We start from the raw sequence: 23,044 nt of genomic DNA, 5'->3' as shown, positions 1-23,044 counted from the left end.
ACTTTAGGTTTTTGTAATTGCTTCATCCATATTATAAATTACCTGCACCAGGCGCGCAAGGGCAGCTACTTCAGGGGCAGGGGCGCTCTTTATTTTGTATTCTCCTACTTTGGTAACTTTTTCTATAGTGGCAGGATTGGCTTTAAACCAGGCCTGCTGCTCACCCAGATATTCTAATAAAATAGCCTGTTCCTGTTTATCGGGGTGCCGGTTAATGATGCGTAAAAAAGCGTCGGTAACGGCGGCTTCAGGTTTTTCTTTCTTTTGTACTAATTGATCTGCCAGCGCAACCGATGCTTCTAATATAGTAGGATCGTTCATCATGATCAGGGCCTGCAAAGGCGTATTGGTCCTTGATCTTTTTACTTCGCACTGATCGCGGTTGCTGGCATCGAAGATCATCATTGCAGGCGGGGGAACCGTTCTTTTAATAAAGGTATACATACCTCTCCTGTACAGCTTGTTGCCATGATCCTGCTTGTAGGTGGCCAGCAAACCTCTTCCCGATGTTGCCAGTTCCCACAATCCAGGAGGCTGGTAAGGTTTAACGCTTGGTCCGCCTATGATGGGTTGCAATAAGCCGCTGCTGGCTAATGCCATATCGCGGATCATTTCTGCGTTCATACGGATGCGTGGCGCATAGGATAAATAAATATTCTGGGGATCGGCTTTTAATTTCTCGGGTGTTATTACTGACGACTGGCGATATGTAGCCGACATATATATTTGCTTCACTAATCTTTTGATATCCCACCCGTTTTCCCGGAAATCAACTGCCAGCCAGTCTAATAATTTAGGATTGACAGGTAATTCTCCCTGCATGCCAAAGTCATTGGATGATTTTACAATCCCTCTTCCAAAAATTTCCTGCCATACCCGGTTTACAAAAACCCTGGCGGTAAGCGGGTTTTTTGCATCAAAAAGCCATTCCGACAATCCCAAACGGTTTTCAGGAAGCCCGGAAGGGAAGTCCATGATCGCTTTAGGTGTGCCCGGTTTTACTTCTTCTGCATGCTGGTCGTACACGCCGCGGGAGAGGATATAGGTTTTTCTTGCCGTGTCCATATCCTTCATTACCGATACCTGCAGTCCCACCGTATCCGAGCTGGTTATAAAGCTCAGCACGCCTTTCAGGTCTTCCTGTGTAATATCAATCCGCGGATTTTTGGCAAAAGTTTCATGTCCTCCAACGGTAGATTCCAGTCCAACTTCTTTAATACTATTGAAGAAAGCCGAAAGCTCGAAAAAATCCTTTTGTGAAATGGGGTCGTATTTATGGTCATGACATTTGGCGCATTCAATGGTCATGCCCAGTATGGCTGTACCCAGTGTATTGGTTCTGTCTACCACATATTCCACGCGGTATTCCTCATCAATTACGCCGCCTTCTTCGGTAATTTTATGGTTACGGTTAAAGCCAGTTGCCAGTATCTGCTCTTTTGTAGCATCCGGAATTAAATCGCCGGCTAACTGCCAGGTAACAAATTTATCATAAGGTAAATTTTCATTAAATGCATGAATGACCCAGTCTCTCCATGGCCATTGCGACCTGTAATTATCATCCTGGTAGCCATGCGAATCGGCATAGCGGGCCACATCTAACCAGGGAATGGCCATGCGCTCTCCGTATGCCGGTTGCTGTAACAAAGCGTCAATCGTTTTTTCATACACATTGGGGTCTGTGCTGTTTATGAAGCTGTCTATCATACCGGGCGTTGGCGGCAAACCTGTAATGTCTAATGCAATACGCCGGAGCAGTCTTTCTTTATCAGCTTCCTCATTAGGTGTAAGGCCATGCTCCTCCATCTTGTTTAAAACAAAATGATCAATTTCATTTTTGGGCCACGTTTCATTTTTTATTTTCGGGAGCGCAGCTTTCTGCGGGGGCACAAAGGCCCAGTGCGGCTCATATTTGGCGCCTTCTTCGATCCATTTTTTAATAATACGAACTTCGGCTTCGGTAAGCGTGGGTAAATTGCTTGAAGCAGGAGGCATCATGATGCTGGTATCTGTGGTGGAAACGCGGAGATAAACCTCAGATAGGTTTGGTTTGCCCGGCACTATGGCATGTGCCTGCGGGTTCTCTTTCAGCGCCTTGTAAGCTTCTTCCTCGATGTCTAATCTCAAACCTGCTTCGCGTTTATTGGCATCGGGTCCATGACAGGCATAGCATTTATCGGACAGGATAGGACGAACCTGGAAATTATAGCTAACGGTTTCTGCATTGCCATCTTTACCTGTTTTGTCATTGTAAAAGTATCTGAAAGTAAACAAAACTATTGCACCGGCTATGCAGAACAGCGCAACTATATAAAACTTCTTCATAATGCAAGTTTAACAACCGGGTTTAGTAAGTTGTTTAAAAAGATGGGGCTGTCTAAAAAGTGATATTTTGCCACGAAGTCACGAAGAAAATAAAACCTGAAGATCAGGACTTTGTGTCTTAGTGTGTTAGTGGCATATCTTCCATATCGGCCCTTTTGAAACAGCCTCATTCCTTAACTGATATTGTTTAAGGATGAATTATCATGGTAAGACCAGGTGCTTTACAAAATAAGCCTAAAGTTAAAGAATTCTTTGCAGTATCGTTAAGATTTTAAAAGTAGTATAACCTTGTTTGAACGAATTGCGATAATCCATTATCTGTTACTTATGTTTTTGTTATAGCTTCTTCCATATTATATATAACCTGCACCAGCCGTGTTAATGCAGCTATTTCAGGGTCAGGTTTATTTTTCATTTTATATTCCCCCGCTTTGGTAACTTTTTCTATATTGGCGGGATTGGCCTTGAAGTAAACTTCCTGTTCTTTATAATATTGCATTAGAATACCCAGTTCCTGCTTGTCGGGCTTGCGGTTTATGATGCGTAGAAAAGCATTGGTAACAGCCGCATCCGAAGTCATTTTCTTTTCGGCCAGGTCATCGGCAAGGGCAACAGATGCTTCCAGTACAGTAGGGTCGTTCATCATGATCAGGGCCTGTAAAGGTGTATTCGTTCTTGATCTTTTTACTTCACACTGATCGCGGTTGCTGGCGTCAAACATCAGCATAGCAGGAGGCGGCACGGTACGTTTAATAAATGTATACATTCCCCTCCGGTAAAGCTGCTCGCCATGATCCTGCTTATATACTGTTAGCGTACCCCTGCCCGCTGTAGCCAATTCCCAGAGGCCTGGAGGCTGGTAAGGTTTAACGCTTGGACCGCCTATTGCGGGTTGTAATAATCCACTGCTGGCCAGCACCAGGTCGCGGATCATTTCGGCATTCATACGGATACGCGGCGCATACGATAAATAAATATTTTGCGGGTCGGCTTTTAATTTTTCAGGTGTTATTACCGATGACTGGCGGTAGGTGGCCGACATATAGATCTGTTTTACCAGTCTTTTTATATTCCATCCGTTTTCCCGGAAATCTACAGCCAACCAGTCTAATAATTGGGGGTTGGTGGGTAATTCGCCCTGCATGCCAAAGTCGTTGGATGATTGTACGATGCCTCTCCCAAAAATTTCCTGCCACACCCTGTTTACGAAAACCCTTGCAGTAAGTGGGTTTTTTGCATCAAAAAGCCATTGAGATAACCCCAGCCGGTTTTTAGGAAGATCAGCCGGAAAGACCATGATAGCTTCGGGGGTACCGTGTTGCACTTCTTCTGCATGCTGATCATATGCGCCTCTTGAAAGGATATACGTTTTTCTGATGGTATCCATATCCTTCATTACAGACACCTGCAATCCTGCCGTATCTCTAAAAGTGGTAATAAAGCTCAGCACACCTTTCAGGTCTTCCTGTGTAATATCCATTCGTGGATTTTTGGCGGGAGCTATGGCATCTAATCCAACTTCTTTAATACTATTGAAGAAAGCCGAAAGCCTAAAAAAATCCTTTTGTGAAACAGGATCGTATTTATGATCATGACATTTGGCGCATTCAATAGTCATACCTAAAATAGCTGTTCCGAATGTATTAGTCCTGTCTACTACATATTCCACGCGGTATTCCTCATCAATTACGCCACCTTCATCGGTAATTTTATGGTTGCGGTTAAAGCCTGTTGCCAGTATCTGTTCTTTAGTGGCTTCAGGCATTAAATCGCCTGCCAGCTGCCAGGTTAAGAACACATCATATGGTAAATTTTTATTAAAGGCATAGATCACCCAATCTCTCCACGGCCATTGCGATCTGTAAAAATCATCCGTGTAGCCGCCCGAATCTGCATAACGCGCCACATCTAACCAGGGAATAGCCATACGTTCGCCGTAAGCCGGTTGCTGCAGCAAGCTGTCAATCATTATTTCGTAGGCCCCGGGATCTGTGCTTTTTACAAAACGGTCTATTTGAGCAGGTGTTGGCGGAAGTCCCGTAATGTCTAATGCAATACGCCTGAGTAATCTTTCTTTATCCGCTTCTTCGTTTGGCGCAAGCCCGTGTTCTTCCATTTTACTCACTACAAAATGATCAATTTCATTTTTGGCCCACGCTTTTTTTTTACTTTAGGGACCGGTGATTTTTGCGGGGGCACAAAAGCCCAGTGGGGCTCGTAGCGGGCGCCTTCTTCAATCCATTTTTTAATAATGGCAACTTCTGTTTTTGTAAGTGCAGGTAAATTACCGGATGCGGGTGGCATCATTATGGCAGTATCTGTAGCTGATACCCGTATATAAAGTTCAGATAAATGAGGCTTGCCCGGAACAATGGCATGAGCTTTGGGGTTGTTTTTCAAAGCCTTATAAGCTTCTTCCCGGATATCCAATCTTAGCCCTGCTTCCCTTTTATTGGCATCGGGACCATGGCAGGCGTAGCATTTATCGGACAGGATAGGACGAACCTGGAAATTATAGCTGATGGCATCTTCCTTATTAAGGCTGATGGGTTTTTTGCCGGACAGGTACATGAAAGCGAACAGCGCTATTCCACTAACCAAACAAAATAATACAACTATATAAAGATTTTTCATTGATACAATTTTAACAACCGTTTCCTAAGTTAATCTCTTTTTTTGGTGCAACACTATTCAGTTAAAAGTTGTCAGGAGAAATGCAGTACATTTTTTTAAAATATGAAAAAAATGAATTAAAAGTAACGGTTCATCCAAATAATCGCCTGCCGGAGAAATGGAACAGTAATTGTTGCGATAAATAAAATAAGTAAAACCTCATTGCACTGCCATAGGGTTGTCAGCAGCCTGTTTTAAGTTTGCATGCTACAGGTTGATTTCAAAGGCAAATTAACCTTTTTAAGCCCGGGAGAATATTTTACCTGATTTAAAAAATGCTAAAACAATGGAACAGTTGGTAGAAGTATTCAAAACAAATGTTGAGCAGGAAACACAGGCAGCAAAGCTGTTGGCCGCACTTGTAGATTATTTCCCTTCCTATAAGATTAATTTCGATTTGCAGGATTGTGATAAAATATTACGTGTAGAAAGCCGTAACGGCGCCATAGATAATAACCGCATCATAGAAGCTATTGGCGATTTTGGATATATTATTGAGGAATTGACGGATTAAGTGAATAGGATTTGAAATTTTAGATTTAAAATTTGCAAGTATTCCGCCGTAGTTGCATATTGTATGCTGACTTGGTTCGTTGGCTCAGGTCGCTGTGCGGAGAGCAACTGCTTTGTTATATAAATTGTCGAAGCGGTCAATTTGTCTTGTCCAGTTAACAATGTCTGCATTTATCCAGTTGAGAATTTCTAAAATATTATTGTGGTTTGTGGCCAATGCAATAAGGTCATTACAAACAGGCTCATAATGAAAGATGCGATTTCTGAATTTGCGAATGTGATTGAGTTTATAAGAAATTTTGTCTCTCTGCTTGTTGGCAGTTTCAAGCAGTGGAAAAGCATACATTAAAGGTTTCCAAAAATCTTTAGCATATTGCTTATTGAAAAGAGTTGTCCAAAACCCGAAGGTCAATTCTGCAACCACTTTGTCGGCTGTCATCTGGTTGTGCCCTGTAAGTATTTTTCTTTTGGCAACATTAACCTGGTCAAATAATTCGGGTTGTTTAAATTGTGAAAACCAGTCTGCCGATTTATAGTGTATGGCAAACGAGTTGTGTATAGAATTTCTCAAAGCTATTTCCAGATTGGAAAGCAAAGGATAAAACGATTCTGAAACTTGGGTGTTAAGCCTGTAATACTCAATAGCTTTTTCTTTGTCTGTAGGGAACAGGTTGTAATAAGTACTAAGCCTTTTTGCTGAAAGAAGCTTTTCTAAGTCGTCAATATTCATCAAATTGCCTTTAAAACAGTTGTTACAAATGTAAGTTTAAAGACGTATATTTGCAATGCGATACCCGGTAAATCCTCTCTCCCGCATGGGATGATGAAACCGGGTTTTTGTTTTTAAAGAATTTTGATTGATTTCTAACCCTACATTCCTTTCCTTTTGTTGTTGCGCTTATTGGCCTGATAGTTAGCGGCAATGTATTGTCTCGCGTGTCATCGCGGAAAAATTCCGATAGCGATAATGAACGTCAATAATTTCTTCCAGCGCATCTGCAACCAGTTCTTTGTTGTCCCAATTATTAAGATGTTCTATTACAATTTTTAAACAATCCTTTTTATAAGCAATTTGCCCGATAACGTGGATCCCATTTTTTTGACAGAACCAATAACTGCATTTCGTGGAGAATGATGTGTGTCAAACAAACCCTTATCAAAAAAAGTTGCACAACTCCAAAGTCTCTTTTCCCAATCTCTACTGCCGCATTAATAACCGTCTGCCGTATTTTAAAATCATCCTGCAACAGGAATATATCAAGCATTTGAATGACTTTTGGCTGTAATCTTTTATTGCTAAAATAAAGTCGTCCAATAGATAAGTACGCTGATTTTCTTATGTAGGTATCTTCGTCTGCAAAATATGAAAAAGTGTTTTTAAACTTCCCGCTTTCAATTTCACTTAAAATATCGTTGCTCATTTTTGCAACAACATGTATACGTTCTTGCTTTGGTAAATCATAAAATGCCATTATTAATTCCTTTTAGCAACCCAATACAATAAATGTTTCTAAATCAGTTTGTCGTAATACTAATTATTATCCCGCCCCAGCATGCTTAAATATTTGATAAGATCCGCCAGTTCTTCCTTTCCGGCGCCATCTAACAAACCACCTGGCATTAAGGAACCCTCTTCTTCAATATGTTTCAGCGATTTTTTGCTGACACTCACATTTCCCCTTGTGGCCGTTTTAATCTGGATATTGTCTGCATCTTCAGCCAGTTTGATCCCCTGTATGATCTCCCCGTTAGCCGTTTCTGCCGTTACGCGGCTATACCCTTCTTTAATGTTTTGCGAAGGCCACAATACTTCAATGGCTATTTCCTCCGGCGACAAGCCCCTCCCCAGCGCAGAAAGATTGGGACCAATATTGCCGCCTTTACCATTAATGGTATGACAGGAAGCACAGGAAGGCAGGCGCAGGTACAACTGCTCTCCCCGCGCTGCATCACCCCTTTCCTTTACTGATTTTATCAATTCGCTTATATAATCACTGTCGTAACCGGCGGGTACAGTAAATGCCCTGCCGGCAATTGCATTTAACTGTGTGCGCAAATCCGGCGCTTCCGTTCCATTATTGGCCAATGCTTCCAGCATAAGCCTGGCAGTTTCAGCAGAAATGGTTTGACCTTTTATTTGGCTTGTGATCAGTGCAAGGCCGCCCTGTTGTTCTATAACAGGTGAAATGATCTCCAGCATTTCTTCAACCGTTTTTGCTGAGCGCTGTATTTCATCAACCGTCAGACCGGTTGCCAGGTTTAAATCCAGCCCGCTCAGGCTTTTTAGCGCTGCCAGCTTTATTTCGCGGGGATTGTGTTCGGTACCGACCTGTGTTTTGAGCAGCGGCACAGCACTGATCCCTTCCAATTGAGCGAATGCCTGTATGGCTGCAGCCCGGATTTCAACCTCCTGCGATTTGTCCTGCACAAGCTGACCCACCGTAACACCCGCCTGTTTGATCTGCCAGCTCTTCAGCAGCTTCATTACAGCTAATTTAAGCGGTGTTGCATTCGCCGCATTCAGCACTTCCGTTAAATAACCTGCAGTCTTATCTGAAAGGGATTGCGGACCGAGAGCGGATAACTTGTCAAGCAGCGCAGCGTCTTTTAATTCGGTTCCGCGTTGGATCACATCGTCTATATAAGCACCGCTGTCTGCCTGCGCCAATGCCAGCAACAACCCTGTTTTTTCTGTTGCCGATAGATCTTTTAATGCTATCAGTTGGATAAGTTCCTTTGCAGGAAACCAGGCTGGCGGGTCGTCGGCGATAACGTGGGCCAGGTGAGCGGGTTTACTGAAACGGATATTTCCCTGGCGTAGTGCCCTTTCCCATACAGGACGCAGGGTGTATACTGTTTTTTCCCACGCATAATGAATGAACCTGTCTGTGGGATGGTTAAATATTTCAGCGGCTATCGCTATGGACTGGTCTTCCTTTATATAACTTAAAGCTACCAGCGCGTGTAGCCTTACCCGTGGGTTGCTATCGTTTACCAACAGGCGAAGTGCATGCAGCGGATCCGCCATACGGTCGTGCCATTTTGAAATTACCTGCGCCGCATAGCCTCTTGCTCCTGGCTGTATCCCTTTCATCAGACGGGCAACGAGGCTTTCATTCACGGTATCGTGACTTTCGAGCACACCTGCTGCTTCCACCAGGTGATGCTCATATGCGATATCGTTCGGATCAAGCTTTTGGATCCATGCATTTACTGCAGCAATAACCGTGTCTCTGGGGAGGGTGGCAAGCAACCGCTTTACCTGGTATCGTACCCAAAATTCGCGTGACTTCAGATGGTTAAGCAGTTTAGCAACCGGTTGATCTGCCAGTTGCGGTGGTTTTATAAGCGGCCTGCCTTTGGCTGTAATACGCCATATGCGGCCACGCAGCTTGTCTCTGTCCGGATGACGTAAAGATGCCTGGTAATGACCGATGATCGGGTCATACCAGTCCAATACATAAATCGCGCCGTCGGGCCCCACATGCACCTCTATCGGGCGAAAGCTTCTGCTAGCGGATATGACCAATGGTTCAACAAGCCGGGCTTTGAATCCTGAAGCATCATCACTTACCTTCATACGCTCTACCCTGTTATTGTAATAGCCCGCCATTATAAAATCTCCCTGCAGATCTTCAGGCATGTGTCCGGTACGAACGATCGCCAGGCCCGAGCCTTTGATCTCGAGGCTTCCGATTTCCGGCAGGTAGGTACGTTTGGAGTTTTCAATTAGCCCCGGAACGGAATAATACAGCGGCGGATCATTGGCTTTGTGAAACATATTGCCCCAATCGTCAAAATTCATTCCCCATGGGTTAACACTTGCGGTAGACCAGTCGAAGAAATTGTCCAGCTTACCTGTATACGGACGGTATCGCCATATCCCCGCCCGGTTTTGCCGTTTTATTCCCCAGGGGGTTTCAATACGGCTGTAGATATTATGACCCTGCGAAAAGAACAGGTCACCGCCAGGGCTCCAGCTAAATGAATTGATCGTTTGGTGGAGATCGCCCGTGCCGAACCCGGAAAAGATCACCGACCGTTTATCGGCTTTCCCATCATTGTCGGTATCTTCAAGAAATACAAGCTCCGTTTGTTGCCCCATATATACGCCGCCATGGCCGAGCTCAAAGCCAAGCGGAATGTTCAGGCTGTCGGCAAACACGTCTGAAGTGTCCGCTATTCCATCGTTGTTTCTGTCTTCAAGAATAAAAAGCTTGTCGTTTGGTTTTTTCCCCAGTTCCGGGTGAGGATAGGTGGTGGTACACAAAACCCAAAGCCTGCCACGCTCATCCCAGCGCATCGCTACCGGGTTGGCGATACCGAGTGATTCAGATGCATATAGTTCTATCTTATATCCATCAGCAACTTTAAAAGACGCCAGCTCCGCTTCAACCGAATTATCTGTTTCCGATGGCGCTACCGACATAATATTTTGCGGTGGTACAGGATCCGGTATTTCCGCAGCTTGCTGCTTACCGGGCACGGGAGCCTGCTCCGGCTGTTTGCAGGAGCAGGTGCCAATTATTGCAGCCAGCAATAACAACATTGCAATGTGGGAATACAGCACCCGGTTGTTTTTTAACCGTGTTGTTTCAGAGATATAATTCATGTATGCTTTTGCGTTATAATTTGTCGCTTTCCTCCCGGATACGCTGCTCCGCTTTTTTGAGATACGATTCCAGGACGGTTCTTTCTTCCGGCAGTATCCTGTGGTTCCTGTCCTTCCAATCGCGGCTGAAGGGTTGCACCAGTTCACTGCCGTAAATAAATGCCCAGTTACCTGCCCTCCAGTACTGGAACCACAAACTATTCATTTTCTGTACCTGTTTGCGCAAAGGTTCATAAGCGTCTTTGTAAACAGAAGGCAGGTTCAGCTCCTTCATAATAAGCGTTGCCGCCAGTTGCTGCGCTTTTGCAGTAAGCTGTATGCCATTTGTGGTATAGTGTTCCTGCAAACCGGGTACCCTCATCCGGCGAAATAAATCTACATACACATAACCTTCTTCTTCAGCCATCTGTTTAATGGCCATGGCGTATTTATCTACAGGCGCCTGAACTACAGGTATACTCTCTGCCCGTTTTCCGGATAATTGAAGCGCTTTGGCTTCGAATGGAACAGGAGACACAACAACGATCTTCCTGCCGTCTTTACGGACGCTATCCAGCAGGCGTTTGTAATCGTTGATAAAGCCCGGCAGGGAATCTTCTCCCTGTATAGATTCCATTTGACCGAACTGCACAAATAACACATCACAATGAACACTGTCTAAGTTGCTTTGCCATCCTCCAAAACCTGTTTCGCGATATTGTTCTGCCGCTACATCTCCTTCCCATGCCATATTGCGGAAATGCAGAGCTTTGCCGGGGTTGGCAGCGATCAATAACGTTTCTAAGTAACCGCTTTTACGAAAGTTGGCCATATTGGTACCCCCTGTAAAAACCACCACATCATTATTTTTAAGTTCCAGTTTCCGGTTGCCCAATGTTTTTCCATCCGGAATGCTCAAAGGTGTCCGCAACTTTTCTTCCAATTGCTTTTCATTGAGCCCGGCCAATTCTATTTTGGGGTGATGCACCAGCTTATTAAAGCGGTAGTGTACTGTTATGGGAGGACCGCTATGCATTTGCACCGCGATCCGCCCTCTTTTTTCACCGAAGAGATCTTCTACCGCAACGGATAAAACACCGTTGATGGCTGTCCATATCCGGTTGCCCGATGCCAGTATTTCGTAGTGGTTCCAGTCTCCCGGGCGTACAGCCTTTTCACCCTCGTCGGGCCAATCTATATAAGTGCGGTCATGCTCATGGTAAAGCCTTCCCCAAACATCTTTCCCTACATCTGCCTGGTAGCCTACGGCTTGTCCCGATTCATCGAACTTTTTTGAGCGGAACTGGATGCCGGCATTACCGTCATTGGGCTCAAGCTTAACATCTACGCTCAGGTAAAAGTCAGTCACTTCTGTGTTCGACCATAAAAATTCGTTTCGCTTCACTTCGTGAGTGGAATGTCCTACAATAGCGCCATTCTGTACCGACCAGTAGCTGCTGTCGGAGGCAGACCATCCATCCAGGCTGGTACTGTTGAAAAATCCGGGATCTGTTTGGGGAGAAGAATTACAGCCGCCGGCCAGTAGCATTATTCCTGCGGCGTAAAAAAAGCTGTATATAAAACGGAAATGAAACAGTTTATTGAAAATTGACCATTGCATGATTATCCAAATATTTTTCTGAGCTTTTGCCAGGCTTCAAATTAATAATCTTTATCGTGTCAACAGGTCTGTAATATTAACGGATTAATCTAATATATTAACCAACATGTTGTTTCGCAAAGACGGGCCTTTCATGAACGTCATTGCGAGACCCTAAACTGATCAGGATAATGTATACTATTTTTAAGGGTCGAAGTAACTCCCAATTGGGATACGAGTTTTTTTAATTTACCGTTTATAGTTGCATTTCGCTTCGGATTTGCGGGAATAAGGCATCAGGTGAGTACTAACGATAGGATGAATACTCCTTCTGCTTATAGCTGACGGCCTTCTTCGAATTTCGAAATTCCGGCTTCGGATTTCTCAATTTATGGTTTATCGTACCATTGGGATTCGCTTCGGATTTAAAATTTAATATTTGAACTTTATTTGTTTCTTGTAATTTGTTTCTTGATGCTTTGCATTTTTCCTGTATTCCACTGTGTGCTTCTATGTGTCACTGTGTCTCTGTGGTTCATTGTTTCAAGGCTTTCCGGCTTCGGGTTTTGAATTTTGCCGTCATGCTGATTAAAACCGGGGAAGCAAAAAACCGTTTTTCCAAAAAATCATTACATTCATACATGAGAATTGCTATAACCATTTTACTCGCCGTATGCATTTGTTCAGCGCATGCGCAGCAGGTTGATAAAAAATTACAAAACCGCATAGCCGACGCCGTTAGCGGATTTAATGGCACCGTGGGTATATACGTGCACGATCTGAAGCATAACAAAGTAGCATTCCTCAATGCCGACACGGTATTTCCCACTGCCAGCATAGTTAAGATCCCTATCCTCCTGGGCATCATGCAAAAAATAGAAACGGGTGAGCTGAACTACCACCAGCGGCTTATGTACAGGGATTCGCTTTTTTACGATGAAGGCGACGATATCCTTTCGCGTTTTAAAGACAGTGCTACCATTGAGCTGAGCAAGGTAATGATGCTGATGATCACCATCAGCGACAACTGTGCCAGCCTCTGGCTGCAGGCCCTCGCCGGTTCGGGAACAAGGATCAACGAGATCATAGATAGCATTGGCTATACTTCCACAAGGGTAAACAGCAGAACAACAGGCAGGGAAGAAAACAGGCGCCTATACGGCTGGGGACAATCATCACCGCGTGAGATTGCCGGTATTATGGAAAAAATCGTTCGGGGGGAAATATACAGCAAGGCAGCAAGCGATAGAATGCTCCGGCTATTGGGCCGACAGTATTGGGATGAGCAGGCCCTGTCGCAAATTCCTGCCGGTGTTTTTGCAGCCGATAAAACCGGCGCTGTAAACGGCAGCCGCAATGAAGTGTTGTATGTAAACGGTAAAAGAACGCCTTATATCTTCAGCATATTCACCAAAAACAATAAGGATCAAAGCTGGAATGAAAACAATGAAGCATGGATAATGACGAGAAAAATATCGGCGCTCCTGTGGGAATATTATAATGGTAAGTAATTCATTCACGCACTTATACAGGCTCGGATATATAACAGGAAAAGCCACCCCGGAGGATGGCTTTTGCAAAAGCGGTTATCATTATCCTATTCTCCCGTCAAGAATAGCTTTATCAATAGCTTCTTCCTGCATGGATTGTTCTTTCAGCTTCCGGAGCTTCCTTCCATAAGAGAGCTTTGTGATGAGTACAAACAATACCGGAACCACAAATATAGCCAGGGTAGTGGCCGACAGCATGCCACCAAACACTGTCCATCCAATGGTTTTACGGCTCTCCGCCGCCGCGCCGGTGGCAAAGGCCAGCGGCAGCACACCCAGTATAAATGCCAGCGAGGTCATAACGATGGGGCGTAAACGCAGTCTCACCGCCTGTAAAGTGGCATGCACCACATCAATGCCATGGTCTACCCGCTCCTTCGCGAACTCCACGATGAGTATTGCGTTCTTGGCGGCAAGTCCTATCAGTGTTATTAACCCGATCTGCGCATAGATGTTATTAGACAAGCCGGGCAGCAATATCAGGGTAAGTATGGATCCAAAGGCGCCGATAGGCACAGCAAATAATACCGAAAAAGGAACCGACCAGCTTTCATACAACGCCGCCAGGAAAAGGAACACAAACACTAAGGAGATGGCAAAAATGAGCGACTGCTGGCTGCCCGCCGCTATTTCTTCCCGGCTCATGCCCGAAAATTCGTAGCCATAACCGGATGGCAGCGTTTCCGCCACTTCCTTCAGGGCTTCAATAGCCTGCCCGCTGCTGTAGCCGGGCGCCGGCGAACCATTAATTTCAATGGTACGGTAAATATTGTAGTGCGATATTACAGCGGGTGCTTCTATGGTTCTGGTAGTCATCAATGAGCCAAGCGGTATCATATTTCCCTGGCTGTTGCGCACATAAAATTTCTCAATGCCATTCAGCGAGCTCCTGTAGCTGCTGTCGGCCTGTGTCATCACGCGGAAGTTTCTTCCGTACAGGTTAAAATCATTGATATAGCTGCTTCCCAGAAAAGTAGACAAGGTGCCGTACACATCTGAAATGGATACGCCTAATTTTTTTGCCTGCTCCCTGTCCACATCTACCTGGTAGCTGGGTGTACGTGCGGTAAAAAAAGTATAGGCCATAGCTATTTCCGGCCGCTGGTTTACCTTGGCCAGGAAGTCACGTGAAATTCTTTCAAATGTATTAATATCGTCTGTGCTGCTGATCTGCTGCAATTCAAATGTAAACCCTGATGTGGCGCCTAAGCCCGGAATAGCAGGCGGTGCAATAACCAGGATCCTGGCTTCTTTAATATCGGCGGTAGCGGCGCGTATTTTATTCATCACATCCTGCGCGTGCTGCCCTTCGCCTTTTCGCTCATCCCATGGTTGAAGACTGATAAAGAGCGTGCCGGCATTAGATTTAGTGGAAAAGCTGATGATATTCAGTCCGGCCAACCCACCGGCTACTTTTACTTCCGGTATCTGACGGATGCGCTGCGCGATGTCGCGCAGCATGTCAACACTGCGTGTGGTAGAAGCGGCTTCAGGCATTTCATAGGTAACCAGCAGGCGGCCTTCATCTTCAATAGGAATAAAACCCGTTGGCTTGCTTTTAAAAAGAAAGAATAAGCCCACAAAAAGCACCACCAGCATTACCAGCACATAAGGTGTTTTTTTGATCCATTTACCCACGCTAAGGGTATACCCGGTGGTTAGCCTGCCGAATATGCCGTTAAACCATACAAAGAATTTTTCAAGCAGGTTCTTTTTTGCATCCGCAGGTTTGGAGGGCTTCAGCATTACCGTACACAAAGCGGGAGTAAGCGATAAAGCCACAAATGCCGAGATAAGCACGGAAACGGCAATGGTAATGGCAAACTGCTGGTACAATCTTCCTACTATACCCGGTATAAAACCCACCGGTATAAATACCGCTGCCAGTATGAGCGCAATGGCAATTACCGGCCCCGAAATATCTTTCATCGCCTTGCGGGTAGCTTCTTTGGGCGACATCTTTTCATGGTCAATATTATGCTGTACCGCTTCCACCACCACAATGGCATCATCCACCACAATACCGATTGCCAGTACAAAGGCAAACAGGGTGAGCGTGTTGATGGTAAAGCCCAGCGGACCAAATAAAATGAAAGTACCGATGAGCGAAACCGGGATTGCCAGCACGGGAATAAGCGTAGCGCGCCAGTTCTGCAAAAATAAAAATACCACCAGCACTACCAGTATCATGGCTTCCACCAGCGTAAACATCACCTCGCTGATAGAAGCTTTTACCACCGAAACGGTTTCCAGCGGAATAATAAAATCAATATCCTTCGGGAAGCCTGCTCTCAATCCTTCCAGCGTTTTCATCACGCCCTCATAGGTATCCATGGCATTAGCGCCCGGCGCCTGGTATATGAGCAGGAAGGCAGCGGGCTTGCCGTTGGCAAAGGAGCTGATGCCATAATCAAAACGGCCCAGCTCCACCCTTGCCACATCTTTCAGGTAAACGATGCTGCCATCGTTTGGCCGCGTGCGTACAATAATATTTTCAAAATCTTCCAGCCGGTTCAGGCGGCTGTTGGTGAGCACACTGTATTCAAAGGCCTGCGCGCCCGGCTGCGGATTGCCACCCACCGTACCTGCCGCCACCTGCAGGTTCTGCTCCTGCAAAGCGGCATTTACTTCCGCAGGCGTCATATTTAATGCAGCAAGCTTTTCGGGGTTCAGCCATATGCGCATGCCAAACTCATCGGCACGTGAAAACACATCGCCCACACCTTTTACACGGGTTATGGCATCTTTAACATAGAGGTTCACATAGTTACCAACGAACTTCGAATCGTGTGATCCGTTGGGCGAGTAAAAAGCCAGCGCCATCATAATGCTGGGATTCCGCTTTCTAACGGTAAGGCCCAAACGTTTTACTGCATCCGGCAGCGTAGGCTCCGCCACGCTTACCCTGTTCTGCACGTCTAATGTGGCAATATTAATATCGGTGCCCACTTCAAAGTTCACTGTAATGCTGCTCTGCCCGCTGCTGGTGCTGTTGCTGCTCATATAGGTCATGCCAGGCGTGCCATTTACCTGGGTTTCAATGGCAGTGGTGGTGGTTTGCTCCACGGTTTGCGCATCGGCACCCGTAAAATTTCCGGAGATAGATACGGTTGGCGGAGAGATATCGGGATACTGGGCAACAGGTAAATTGATCATGGAAATAATACCAACCAATACAATTACGATGGATATTACCATTGCCGTTACCGGCCGTTTTATAAAAGTTTCTGCTATCATGCTGTTTGCTAATAAAATATTCAGGTATGAGGGATCGGGTAGCAGCTGTCAGCTATATACTGTCAGCCCATCAAATTAACCTACTGCGCGGCCTGATCAGGTATGGTTACTACCGCACCTTCTCTCAGGTTCTGGAGACCTTCCACTACAACTTTTTCACCCGCTTCCAACCCGTCTTTTACAATGATATCCGCCCCTATCTGCCTGCTCAGATTTATTTTACGCTGGGTTACTTTACTGCTGTCGCCTACTACGTATACAAAGTGTTCTCCCAACTGCTCGGTTACCGCCTTATACGGTATCAGTACCGACTGTTCAGCCGAAGTATTCAGCACTTTTACCGTGGTGCTCATGCCCGCCTTCAATAATTTTTTATCATTGAGGAAAACCAGGCGCACTTTAATGGTTCCGGTTTGCGCATCCACCGCCCTGTCAATAAAGCTGATGCTTCCTTTATATGGATATATATCTTTGCCGAAAGCAATGGTAAAAGTAGAATCGCCGGGGCGTTTTTTATCCTGCTGCAATTGCGAAAAGCGGTATATTTCTTTCTGATCCACGGTAAAATCTACCGCTATCGGATTGTCGGTAGACACCACGTTCAGCAGGCTTTGACCGGCCACTACCGCTGTACCTGTTTTCACCTGTGAGATCCCTATCGTACCATCAAAAGGAGCGAAGATAGTGGCAAAATGAACATTGGATTGTACGGCATTCACGTTTGCACGGGCAGCCTCTACCTGCTTTTTAGCGGCTTCCAGCGCGGCATCGGCGTAATCTACCTGCTGTTTGGCTATGGCATCCTGCCTGTCTAACTCATGATACCGGTCGGCATCTTTCTGCGCCTTCAGCAAATTGGTTTCCTGCACCTGCAAATTGGCCTGCGCCTGCTGCACATTGGCACTGTATACCTGCTGGTCTATGGTATATAACCTTTGCCCCTTTCTTACCCTGTCGCCATCCTTAAAGTAGATACCGGTAATATAACCGCTTACCTGGGGCCGCAGCTCTACATAGTTAAGCGCGGTAACAATGCCAGGATACTCATCGTAGTACACTGCATCACTAACCCTGGCTTCCTTAACGGCTACGGGTACTGCAGGCGGGGCACCCTGCTGCTTTTGTTGCTGCCCTACGCCGCACGACATCATGAACAAGGAAACGCTGATCGCGGAATAAGATAAAACAGATCTATATATCATTGAACTTTACATTATATTTTTAAAAATAAAAAAATTCGAAGCCTGAATTTTGAAACCCGAAGGAAGCCAAATTTCAGAAACCAAATAAAACTTGCGATGGTAAACCTGTGAGGACTGCCAAAGCTGCCCTGCAGTCCTGACAGGTTTTCACATTAATCCCTTATCTCTCCCAGCGCCTTCTGCACATCAATTTTACTTGCCAGTAATTCATACAAAGCATTATAGTAATTGATCTGTGCCGAACGGAGATCCGTTTCCGATGTAATTACTTCCAGATAAGTTTTTATACCGGATTTGTACTGCAACTGAATAATATCATATACTTCCTTTGCCAGCACCATATTTTCCTTTGTTGCCATATAGCCGGCATAGTTACTTTTATAATTAGCCAATGCGGCATTGTATTCTGCATTTACTGCATTGCGCAGGCTTACTATATCAAGATTTGTTCTTCTTAGCTGCCACTGTGCCTGCCGGATCTCATACTTTCTCTTCCCTCCCTGGAATATAGGAAAAGACAACGTGAGACCTGCATACGAGGCAGGATAGGACTGATTATATAATTTATTGAAATCATTATTGAGATAATTCAGGTTATAGGCGCCATTAGCGGAGAGCTGCGGCAAAAAGCTCCATTTATTGTATTGCACATTCGCTTCCTGCAATTTTTGCTGTGTACTCAGCAACTGGTACTCAATACGCTTTGTATAATCAGGGGTTTGTGAAGTATCCAGGAGTATTTCTTTTTCCATGTGGGTACTGTCGTACGCTATTTGCAGCGGGGCATTTACAGGATAGTTCATCTGCGCTTTCAGGTTTTCTATCCGTGCCTTTAATAATACCTCATAGCTTTTTTTTGCGGCCACCGTATTATTGAGCGCGATAGCTGCCCGTTTATAGTCTGTTTTATCGGTTATGCCTGCCTGGTACTGATTGTAGGCATCTTTGTAGCTGCGTTCGAGGCGAACAATATTTTCATCCGATACTTTAATCTGCTGCTCCGTTGTGAGCACATCATAAAATGCTTTGGATACATTGGCCACTACGTCTATCTTAACACTTTCCGTATTTTGCTTGGCCTGCTGCCTCACATCAGCGCGGGTGCGGCTTGCCAGCAATACATCCCGGTTAAAGATGGCCTGGTTAAGGGTAAACATTAAACCGGAAGTATTATCAACCCCCAGCTTAACAGGATTACCGCCAATAACACTGGTTTGCACTTCGAAGTTGTGCTGAAAAGTATAATTGAAATTAACCTGCGGGAACCATTCGGAAAGCTTACTTTTAATGGCCGCTTCCGTTATTGCTTCATCTATTTGCGCCTGCTGCACAACAGCCTGCTTTTCTACAGCATACGCAATGCAGTTTTCCAGCGTGGCCTCCTGCAGTAAGGAATCAGCTTGTTGCTGTGCGGCTGAGTGAAAAGAAATAAAGATCAGGCACGTTAAAAATAACAGAACTCCTTTTCTCATAAATGTATTATATATACTATCCGTTAGTGAAATATCAGCCGGGTACAGCATTTAGTCTACCTGTATTATTCCCGGTTAATCCAATGTGCAAGCAATAGTAAAGTACAGGGAAAGGAAATCAGGCGGCGAAGTTAAAATTAAATACACCAATAAATCAAACGTTTGTTTAATTTTTTTGTTAATGAATCATTAACGCGGCAGGAGCAGGGCAGGGTCCAGGGTCCAGGTTACAGGTTACAGGGTGTGCAGGCAGCAGGGTGCATTTAAAATTGTCGCGATAAAAAAGGTAAATTTAGAGAACCAAATCAATATTGCCATGACAGAGTCTGCTTTTATGGCTTTGGCGCAAAAGCGTTATGCCGAACTTCAAGCCCTCAACAAGATTAATAGTTTTTATGATTACGAAAAGGAGTTTGATAAAATATGGCGGGAGTTAGGCCGGGAAGTGTTAGAAGCAACTATAAGTGAGGTGCCCGACAACAGGCGTAAAAAAAAACACTTACCAAATACGGGAAGATCAGTATAAGCAAGCAGCATTGTTTTTGTGAAGGGGGAAATGGTTTTCAGATAAGCCCGCATTTACAGGAGTTGCTGGTATATGCAGGGCAGTTGGATTGTTATGAAAGGAGTAATGAGGTTTTGCGAAAATTTATTGATGTGGAAGTAAGTGTCTCGCAGGTGTATTTGGTTACAGATTGTTACGGGAAATTGGCAGAAACGGAAGTAAATGTAAGCCGCTCCTTAGAGCCTGTAAAAAAGGATGAAGTGTTGTATGTACAAGCAGATGGCTCTATGTTGTTAACCCGTGATGAAGGCTGGAAAGAAGTAAAAGTGGGCAGAATGTTTACGAGTGGATCATGCATTGACCCCAACGGGAAATCAGGCTGGATAAGACATTGCCAGTATGTGGCTCATTTGGGAAATAGCAAGGATTTTACCCAACAGATGGATAGCTTTATAGAATCCTATGGAAGGTTGGGGACATCGCCTGGTGTTTGTTTCTGATGGTGGAATTTGGATAAAAAATTGGATAGAACTTGCCTGCCGGCAGGCAGGGATGCCTTTCCCGAAGCAATATCTATATTAGATTATTACCATGTTTGCGAACACTTGCATCAATTTGCGAACATTACTTTTAGTGAGGAGGCTGCGCGAAAAAAATGGGTAACCAAACAAAAGGAACTTTTATTGGATGGTAAGGTAAAAAAAGTAATTGCCAATATACAAAAACAAGATAAAGAAAGTGAAGCGGCTATAGAGCTGATAAATTATTATACCAGTAATGAATACCGGATGGATTACAAAACGTATAAAAAGATAGGGGCAGGTATAATAGGCTCCGGAGCGATAGAATCTGCTCATCGAACAGTAGTTCAAAAACGAATGAAACAATCAGGGCAGAGGTGGACTAACACCGGCGCACAAAATATGCTCAACCTTCGGGTGCTTCAAATGAACGGACAATGGAGCAAAGTCGTTATGATGATAAAAAAAGCTGCTTAGATAGCCGCGACAATTTTAAATGCACCCAGGCAGCAGGATGCATTCCCTGGAATTTGTAACTTGCACACCTTCCACCTTATACCTTGAAACTTGTAACCTGCATCCATCCTATCTTTGCGTATGACCATTTACGAAGGTTACCGTTTCGTTTGCGAAGCATTATCTAATATATACGATCAACGGGAAGCCGGGAATATTGCGGTAATGGTAATGGAAAAAATTACCGGACTCGGGAAAATGGACCGTATGCTGCATAAAAATCAAATCTTAACGGAAGAGCAGGAAGCCCCGCTTACTCATTATACCGCATTACTGATACAACACCGGCCTGTGCAATATGTACTGGGTGAAGCATGGTTTTACGGTATACCGCTATATGTTGATGAAAATGTGTTGATCCCCCGTCCTGAAACGGAAGAGCTGGTAGAATGGGTGGTGAGGGATGAGAGGAGAAGGTTACAAGTTACAGGTTACAGGGAGCAGGTTACAGGTTACAGGTTACAGGGAGCAGGGGGCAGACCTGCTATATTGGATATAGGTACCGGCAGCGGTTGCATTGCCATTGCCTTAAAAAGAAACATTCCCGAAAGTGAAGTATATGCAATAGATATCAGCAACGAAGCTCTGGCGGTTGCCCGTAAAAACGCTCATAGCCAGCAGTGTCCTGTTCAGTTTTTTAATATGGATTTTTTAAATACCGGGCAAAGTAAAGGATTGCCACAACTTAACATTATAGTAAGCAACCCGCCTTATATCCCACAAAAGGATAAAGCAGATATGTATAAAAACGTGCTTGATTTTGAGCCCCATACGGCCTTATTTGTGGAAGACAATAACCCCTTAATTTTTTATTCGGCTATAGCGGATTTTGCCGTACAACATTTACAGCCCGATGGGTGCATCTATACCGAAATTCATGAAACGATGGGTGAAGCGGTAAAAAATATTTTTATCCAAAAAGGATTTACGCATATCATTGTGCGCAAAGACATGCAGGGGAAAGACCGTATGATAAAAGCTGCGAAAGCTAATTAGCGCTTACAGAAGCCACGGCTGTGGCGCCTAATTTTTTTGCGGTTTGCAGCACTTTATATACATCGCCCCAATGCCCGGCCGTGTCGGCATTTACCACTACGGAAGGCTTTTCGGGAGCTTTGGACAATACAAGCTGCAGCTCACTTTCCAGGTCATCTAATGAAATTCTTTTTTGACCAATATAAGCCTGGTTGTTTTTATCTATGGATACTACCACCGTTTGCTTTGATTGGGTATCGCTCTTCCCTCTGGGAGCCGACACTTTTATTACATTAGGGTTTGCCAGTGTAGATACAATAAGAAAGAATAACAACAATATAAACAATATATCGTTGAGCGCATCGGTATGCACCCTGGCACTATCCCTTAATTTTTTTCTCAGATTCATTGCTTCTTTTGTTGTTATGTAAGTGGGCAAGTTAAGCTACCCGGTTAAAAGCGGCATGTTTAATATTTTACACGCGATCAGCTATCAGCTATCAGCTATCAGCGAAAATCAACTTTCCAGACAGCGGTCTGACGACACTCCTTCGTTGTGTGCCGACCGCCACTATTTTCACATTATTTAGTTGGTTCCTGCAGCACATCTATAAATTCGGCGCTGGCGGATTCCATCTGGTTTACATTTTTATCAATTTGTGCATTCAGGTAATTATATCCTACATAGGCCAGCAGTCCTATGATCAATCCACTGGCTGAAGTGATCATTTTTGTATAAATACCGCCGGCGATGGTGTTGAGCGTATATTCACCCGTAGAGGAAATACCGTAAAATAACTGTACCATTCCTATAATGGTGCCCAAAAAGCCAAACATGGGCGCTATGCCCGCTATTAATGACAGCACCGAAATATTGCGTTCCATTTTATAAATTTCCAGCTTTCCTACATTTTCCATGCTTTTTTCAATGGCTTCAATAGGTTTGCCTATGCGTTGCAATCCCTTGTCAATCATCCTGGCTACAGGGTTAAACGTGTTTCGTGCCAGCGACCTTGCCGCTGTAACATTGCCGGTAACAATATGATCGCGGATGATGCTCATGAAGTTATAGTCTAACTTACCGGCATTACGAATAGCGATCAGGCGTTCAAAAAAGAAAAATATGGCAATTACCAATAGTAATGCAAGGGGCAGCATAATCCAGCCTCCCGCCAGCAGCAGTTCCCAAAGATTCATTTGGGTACCCGGCTCGGGGATACCATGCTGGCTGGCTAACGCTTTATTAAGAGAATCGGGAGCAAGCTGCAGGAAAAATAATCTCATATTATAGTATTATTGAAAGTGCGACAAATGTAATGACAAATAAACAAATTTATCACCCCGTTTGCCGAACGTGAAAATAG

18 protein-coding genes are annotated in these 23,044 nt (G+C 44.6%); 6 read left to right on the top strand and 12 right to left on the bottom strand.

Going from position 1 to position 23,044, the window contains the following annotated elements:
* Nucleotides 1–3 precede the first annotated feature (3 nt).
* The 3 genes from PLE34_RS13790 to PLE34_RS13780 form a co-directional block, all read right to left on the bottom strand.
* The gene (locus tag PLE34_RS13790) at nt 4–2,325 is read right to left on the bottom strand and encodes a PSD1 and planctomycete cytochrome C domain-containing protein (RefSeq protein ID WP_324557888.1); all 2,322 of its coding nucleotides are present in this window, start codon (nt 2,323–2,325) and stop codon (nt 4–6) included.
* Between the two features lie 325 nt (nt 2,326–2,650).
* A complete protein-coding gene (locus PLE34_RS13785; protein WP_324557900.1) occupies nt 2,651–4,441 on the bottom strand; it encodes a DUF1549 and DUF1553 domain-containing protein in 1,791 nt (596 codons plus the stop codon).
* Nucleotides 4,442–4,449: 8 nt separating this feature from the next.
* Nucleotides 4,450–4,959 carry a c-type cytochrome domain-containing protein gene (locus PLE34_RS13780; RefSeq protein ID WP_324557887.1) on the bottom strand — a complete coding sequence of 170 codons (510 nt, stop codon included), beginning with the start codon at nt 4,957–4,959 and terminating at the stop codon, nt 4,450–4,452.
* A 325-nt stretch (nt 4,960–5,284) separates the two neighbouring features.
* Between PLE34_RS13780 and PLE34_RS13775 the strand changes: the two genes are divergently transcribed.
* A complete protein-coding gene (locus tag PLE34_RS13775; protein ID WP_324557885.1) occupies nt 5,285–5,512 on the top strand; it encodes a hypothetical protein in 228 nt (75 codons plus the stop codon).
* Nucleotides 5,513–5,596: 84 nt separating this feature from the next.
* On the opposite strand, the gene PLE34_RS13770 is transcribed toward PLE34_RS13775, so the two are convergent.
* The 4 genes from PLE34_RS13770 to PLE34_RS13755 all read right to left on the bottom strand — a co-directional run bounded on the left by PLE34_RS13770 (nt 5,597) and on the right by PLE34_RS13755 (nt 11,723).
* Nucleotides 5,597–6,241 carry a hypothetical protein gene (locus tag PLE34_RS13770; protein WP_324557883.1) on the bottom strand — a complete coding sequence of 215 codons (645 nt, stop codon included), beginning with the start codon at nt 6,239–6,241 and terminating at the stop codon, nt 5,597–5,599.
* Between the two features lie 331 nt (nt 6,242–6,572).
* Nucleotides 6,573–6,983, bottom strand: coding sequence for a hypothetical protein (locus PLE34_RS13765; RefSeq protein WP_324557881.1), 411 nt, complete (start codon nt 6,981–6,983; stop codon nt 6,573–6,575).
* 59 nt (nt 6,984–7,042) lie between these two features.
* Nucleotides 7,043–10,123, bottom strand: coding sequence for a PVC-type heme-binding CxxCH protein (locus PLE34_RS13760; RefSeq protein WP_324557880.1), 3,081 nt, complete (start codon nt 10,121–10,123; stop codon nt 7,043–7,045).
* A gap of 13 nt (nt 10,124–10,136) precedes the next feature.
* Nucleotides 10,137–11,723 (bottom strand): 3-keto-alpha-glucoside-1,2-lyase-like domain-containing protein, encoded by a 1,587-nt coding sequence (locus tag PLE34_RS13755; RefSeq protein WP_324557879.1) that lies wholly within the window; start codon nt 11,721–11,723, stop codon nt 10,137–10,139.
* Nucleotides 11,724–12,343: 620 nt separating this feature from the next.
* Between PLE34_RS13755 and PLE34_RS13750 the strand changes: the two genes are divergently transcribed.
* Nucleotides 12,344–13,213, top strand: a complete 870-nt coding sequence (locus PLE34_RS13750) for a serine hydrolase (RefSeq protein WP_324557877.1) — start codon at nt 12,344–12,346, stop codon at nt 13,211–13,213.
* A gap of 81 nt (nt 13,214–13,294) precedes the next feature.
* On the opposite strand, the gene PLE34_RS13745 is transcribed toward PLE34_RS13750, so the two are convergent.
* The 3 genes from PLE34_RS13745 to PLE34_RS13735 form a co-directional block, all read right to left on the bottom strand.
* The gene (locus PLE34_RS13745) at nt 13,295–16,489 is read right to left on the bottom strand and encodes an efflux RND transporter permease subunit (protein ID WP_324557875.1); all 3,195 of its coding nucleotides are present in this window, start codon (nt 16,487–16,489) and stop codon (nt 13,295–13,297) included.
* Nucleotides 16,490–16,569: 80 nt separating this feature from the next.
* A complete protein-coding gene (locus PLE34_RS13740; protein ID WP_324557874.1) occupies nt 16,570–17,691 on the bottom strand; it encodes an efflux RND transporter periplasmic adaptor subunit in 1,122 nt (373 codons plus the stop codon).
* A 152-nt stretch (nt 17,692–17,843) separates the two neighbouring features.
* On the bottom strand, nt 17,844–19,163 hold the full coding sequence (locus PLE34_RS13735; protein ID WP_324557872.1) for a TolC family protein: 1,320 nt from the start codon (nt 19,161–19,163) through the stop codon (nt 17,844–17,846).
* Nucleotides 19,164–19,479: 316 nt separating this feature from the next.
* Between PLE34_RS13735 and PLE34_RS13730 the strand changes: the two genes are divergently transcribed.
* The 4 genes from PLE34_RS13730 (at nt 19,480) to prmC (ending at nt 21,701) form a co-directional block, all read left to right on the top strand.
* A complete protein-coding gene (locus PLE34_RS13730) occupies nt 19,480–19,689 on the top strand; it encodes a hypothetical protein (protein WP_324557871.1) in 210 nt (69 codons plus the stop codon).
* 131 nt (nt 19,690–19,820) lie between these two features.
* Nucleotides 19,821–20,168 carry a hypothetical protein gene (locus tag PLE34_RS13725; RefSeq protein ID WP_324557870.1) on the top strand — a complete coding sequence of 116 codons (348 nt, stop codon included), beginning with the start codon at nt 19,821–19,823 and terminating at the stop codon, nt 20,166–20,168.
* A 21-nt stretch (nt 20,169–20,189) separates the two neighbouring features.
* Nucleotides 20,190–20,666, top strand: coding sequence for a UPF0236 family transposase-like protein (locus tag PLE34_RS13720; protein WP_324557868.1), 477 nt, complete (start codon nt 20,190–20,192; stop codon nt 20,664–20,666).
* Nucleotides 20,667–20,786: 120 nt separating this feature from the next.
* A complete protein-coding gene (prmC, locus tag PLE34_RS13715) occupies nt 20,787–21,701 on the top strand; it encodes a peptide chain release factor N(5)-glutamine methyltransferase (protein WP_324557866.1) in 915 nt (304 codons plus the stop codon).
* Here the strand turns inward: prmC and PLE34_RS13710 are convergent.
* Both PLE34_RS13710 and PLE34_RS13705 read right to left on the bottom strand, forming a co-directional pair.
* Nucleotides 21,694–22,089 carry an ExbD/TolR family protein gene (locus PLE34_RS13710; protein WP_324557865.1) on the bottom strand — a complete coding sequence of 132 codons (396 nt, stop codon included), beginning with the start codon at nt 22,087–22,089 and terminating at the stop codon, nt 21,694–21,696. The two genes, prmC and PLE34_RS13710, sit on opposite strands and share 8 nt — an antisense overlap.
* A gap of 173 nt (nt 22,090–22,262) precedes the next feature.
* Complete coding sequence (locus tag PLE34_RS13705) at nt 22,263–22,964, bottom strand: MotA/TolQ/ExbB proton channel family protein (RefSeq protein ID WP_324557863.1); 702 nt, start codon at nt 22,962–22,964, stop codon at nt 22,263–22,265.
* Nucleotides 22,965–23,044: the final 80 nt, after the last annotated feature.

The sequence above is a fragment of the Agriterribacter sp. genome (assembly GCF_035445465.1).
Taxonomy (GTDB): domain Bacteria; phylum Bacteroidota; class Bacteroidia; order Chitinophagales; family Chitinophagaceae; genus Agriterribacter.
Note: the sequence above shows the minus strand (reverse complement) of the source record. Positions and strands in the feature narration are given on the sequence as shown.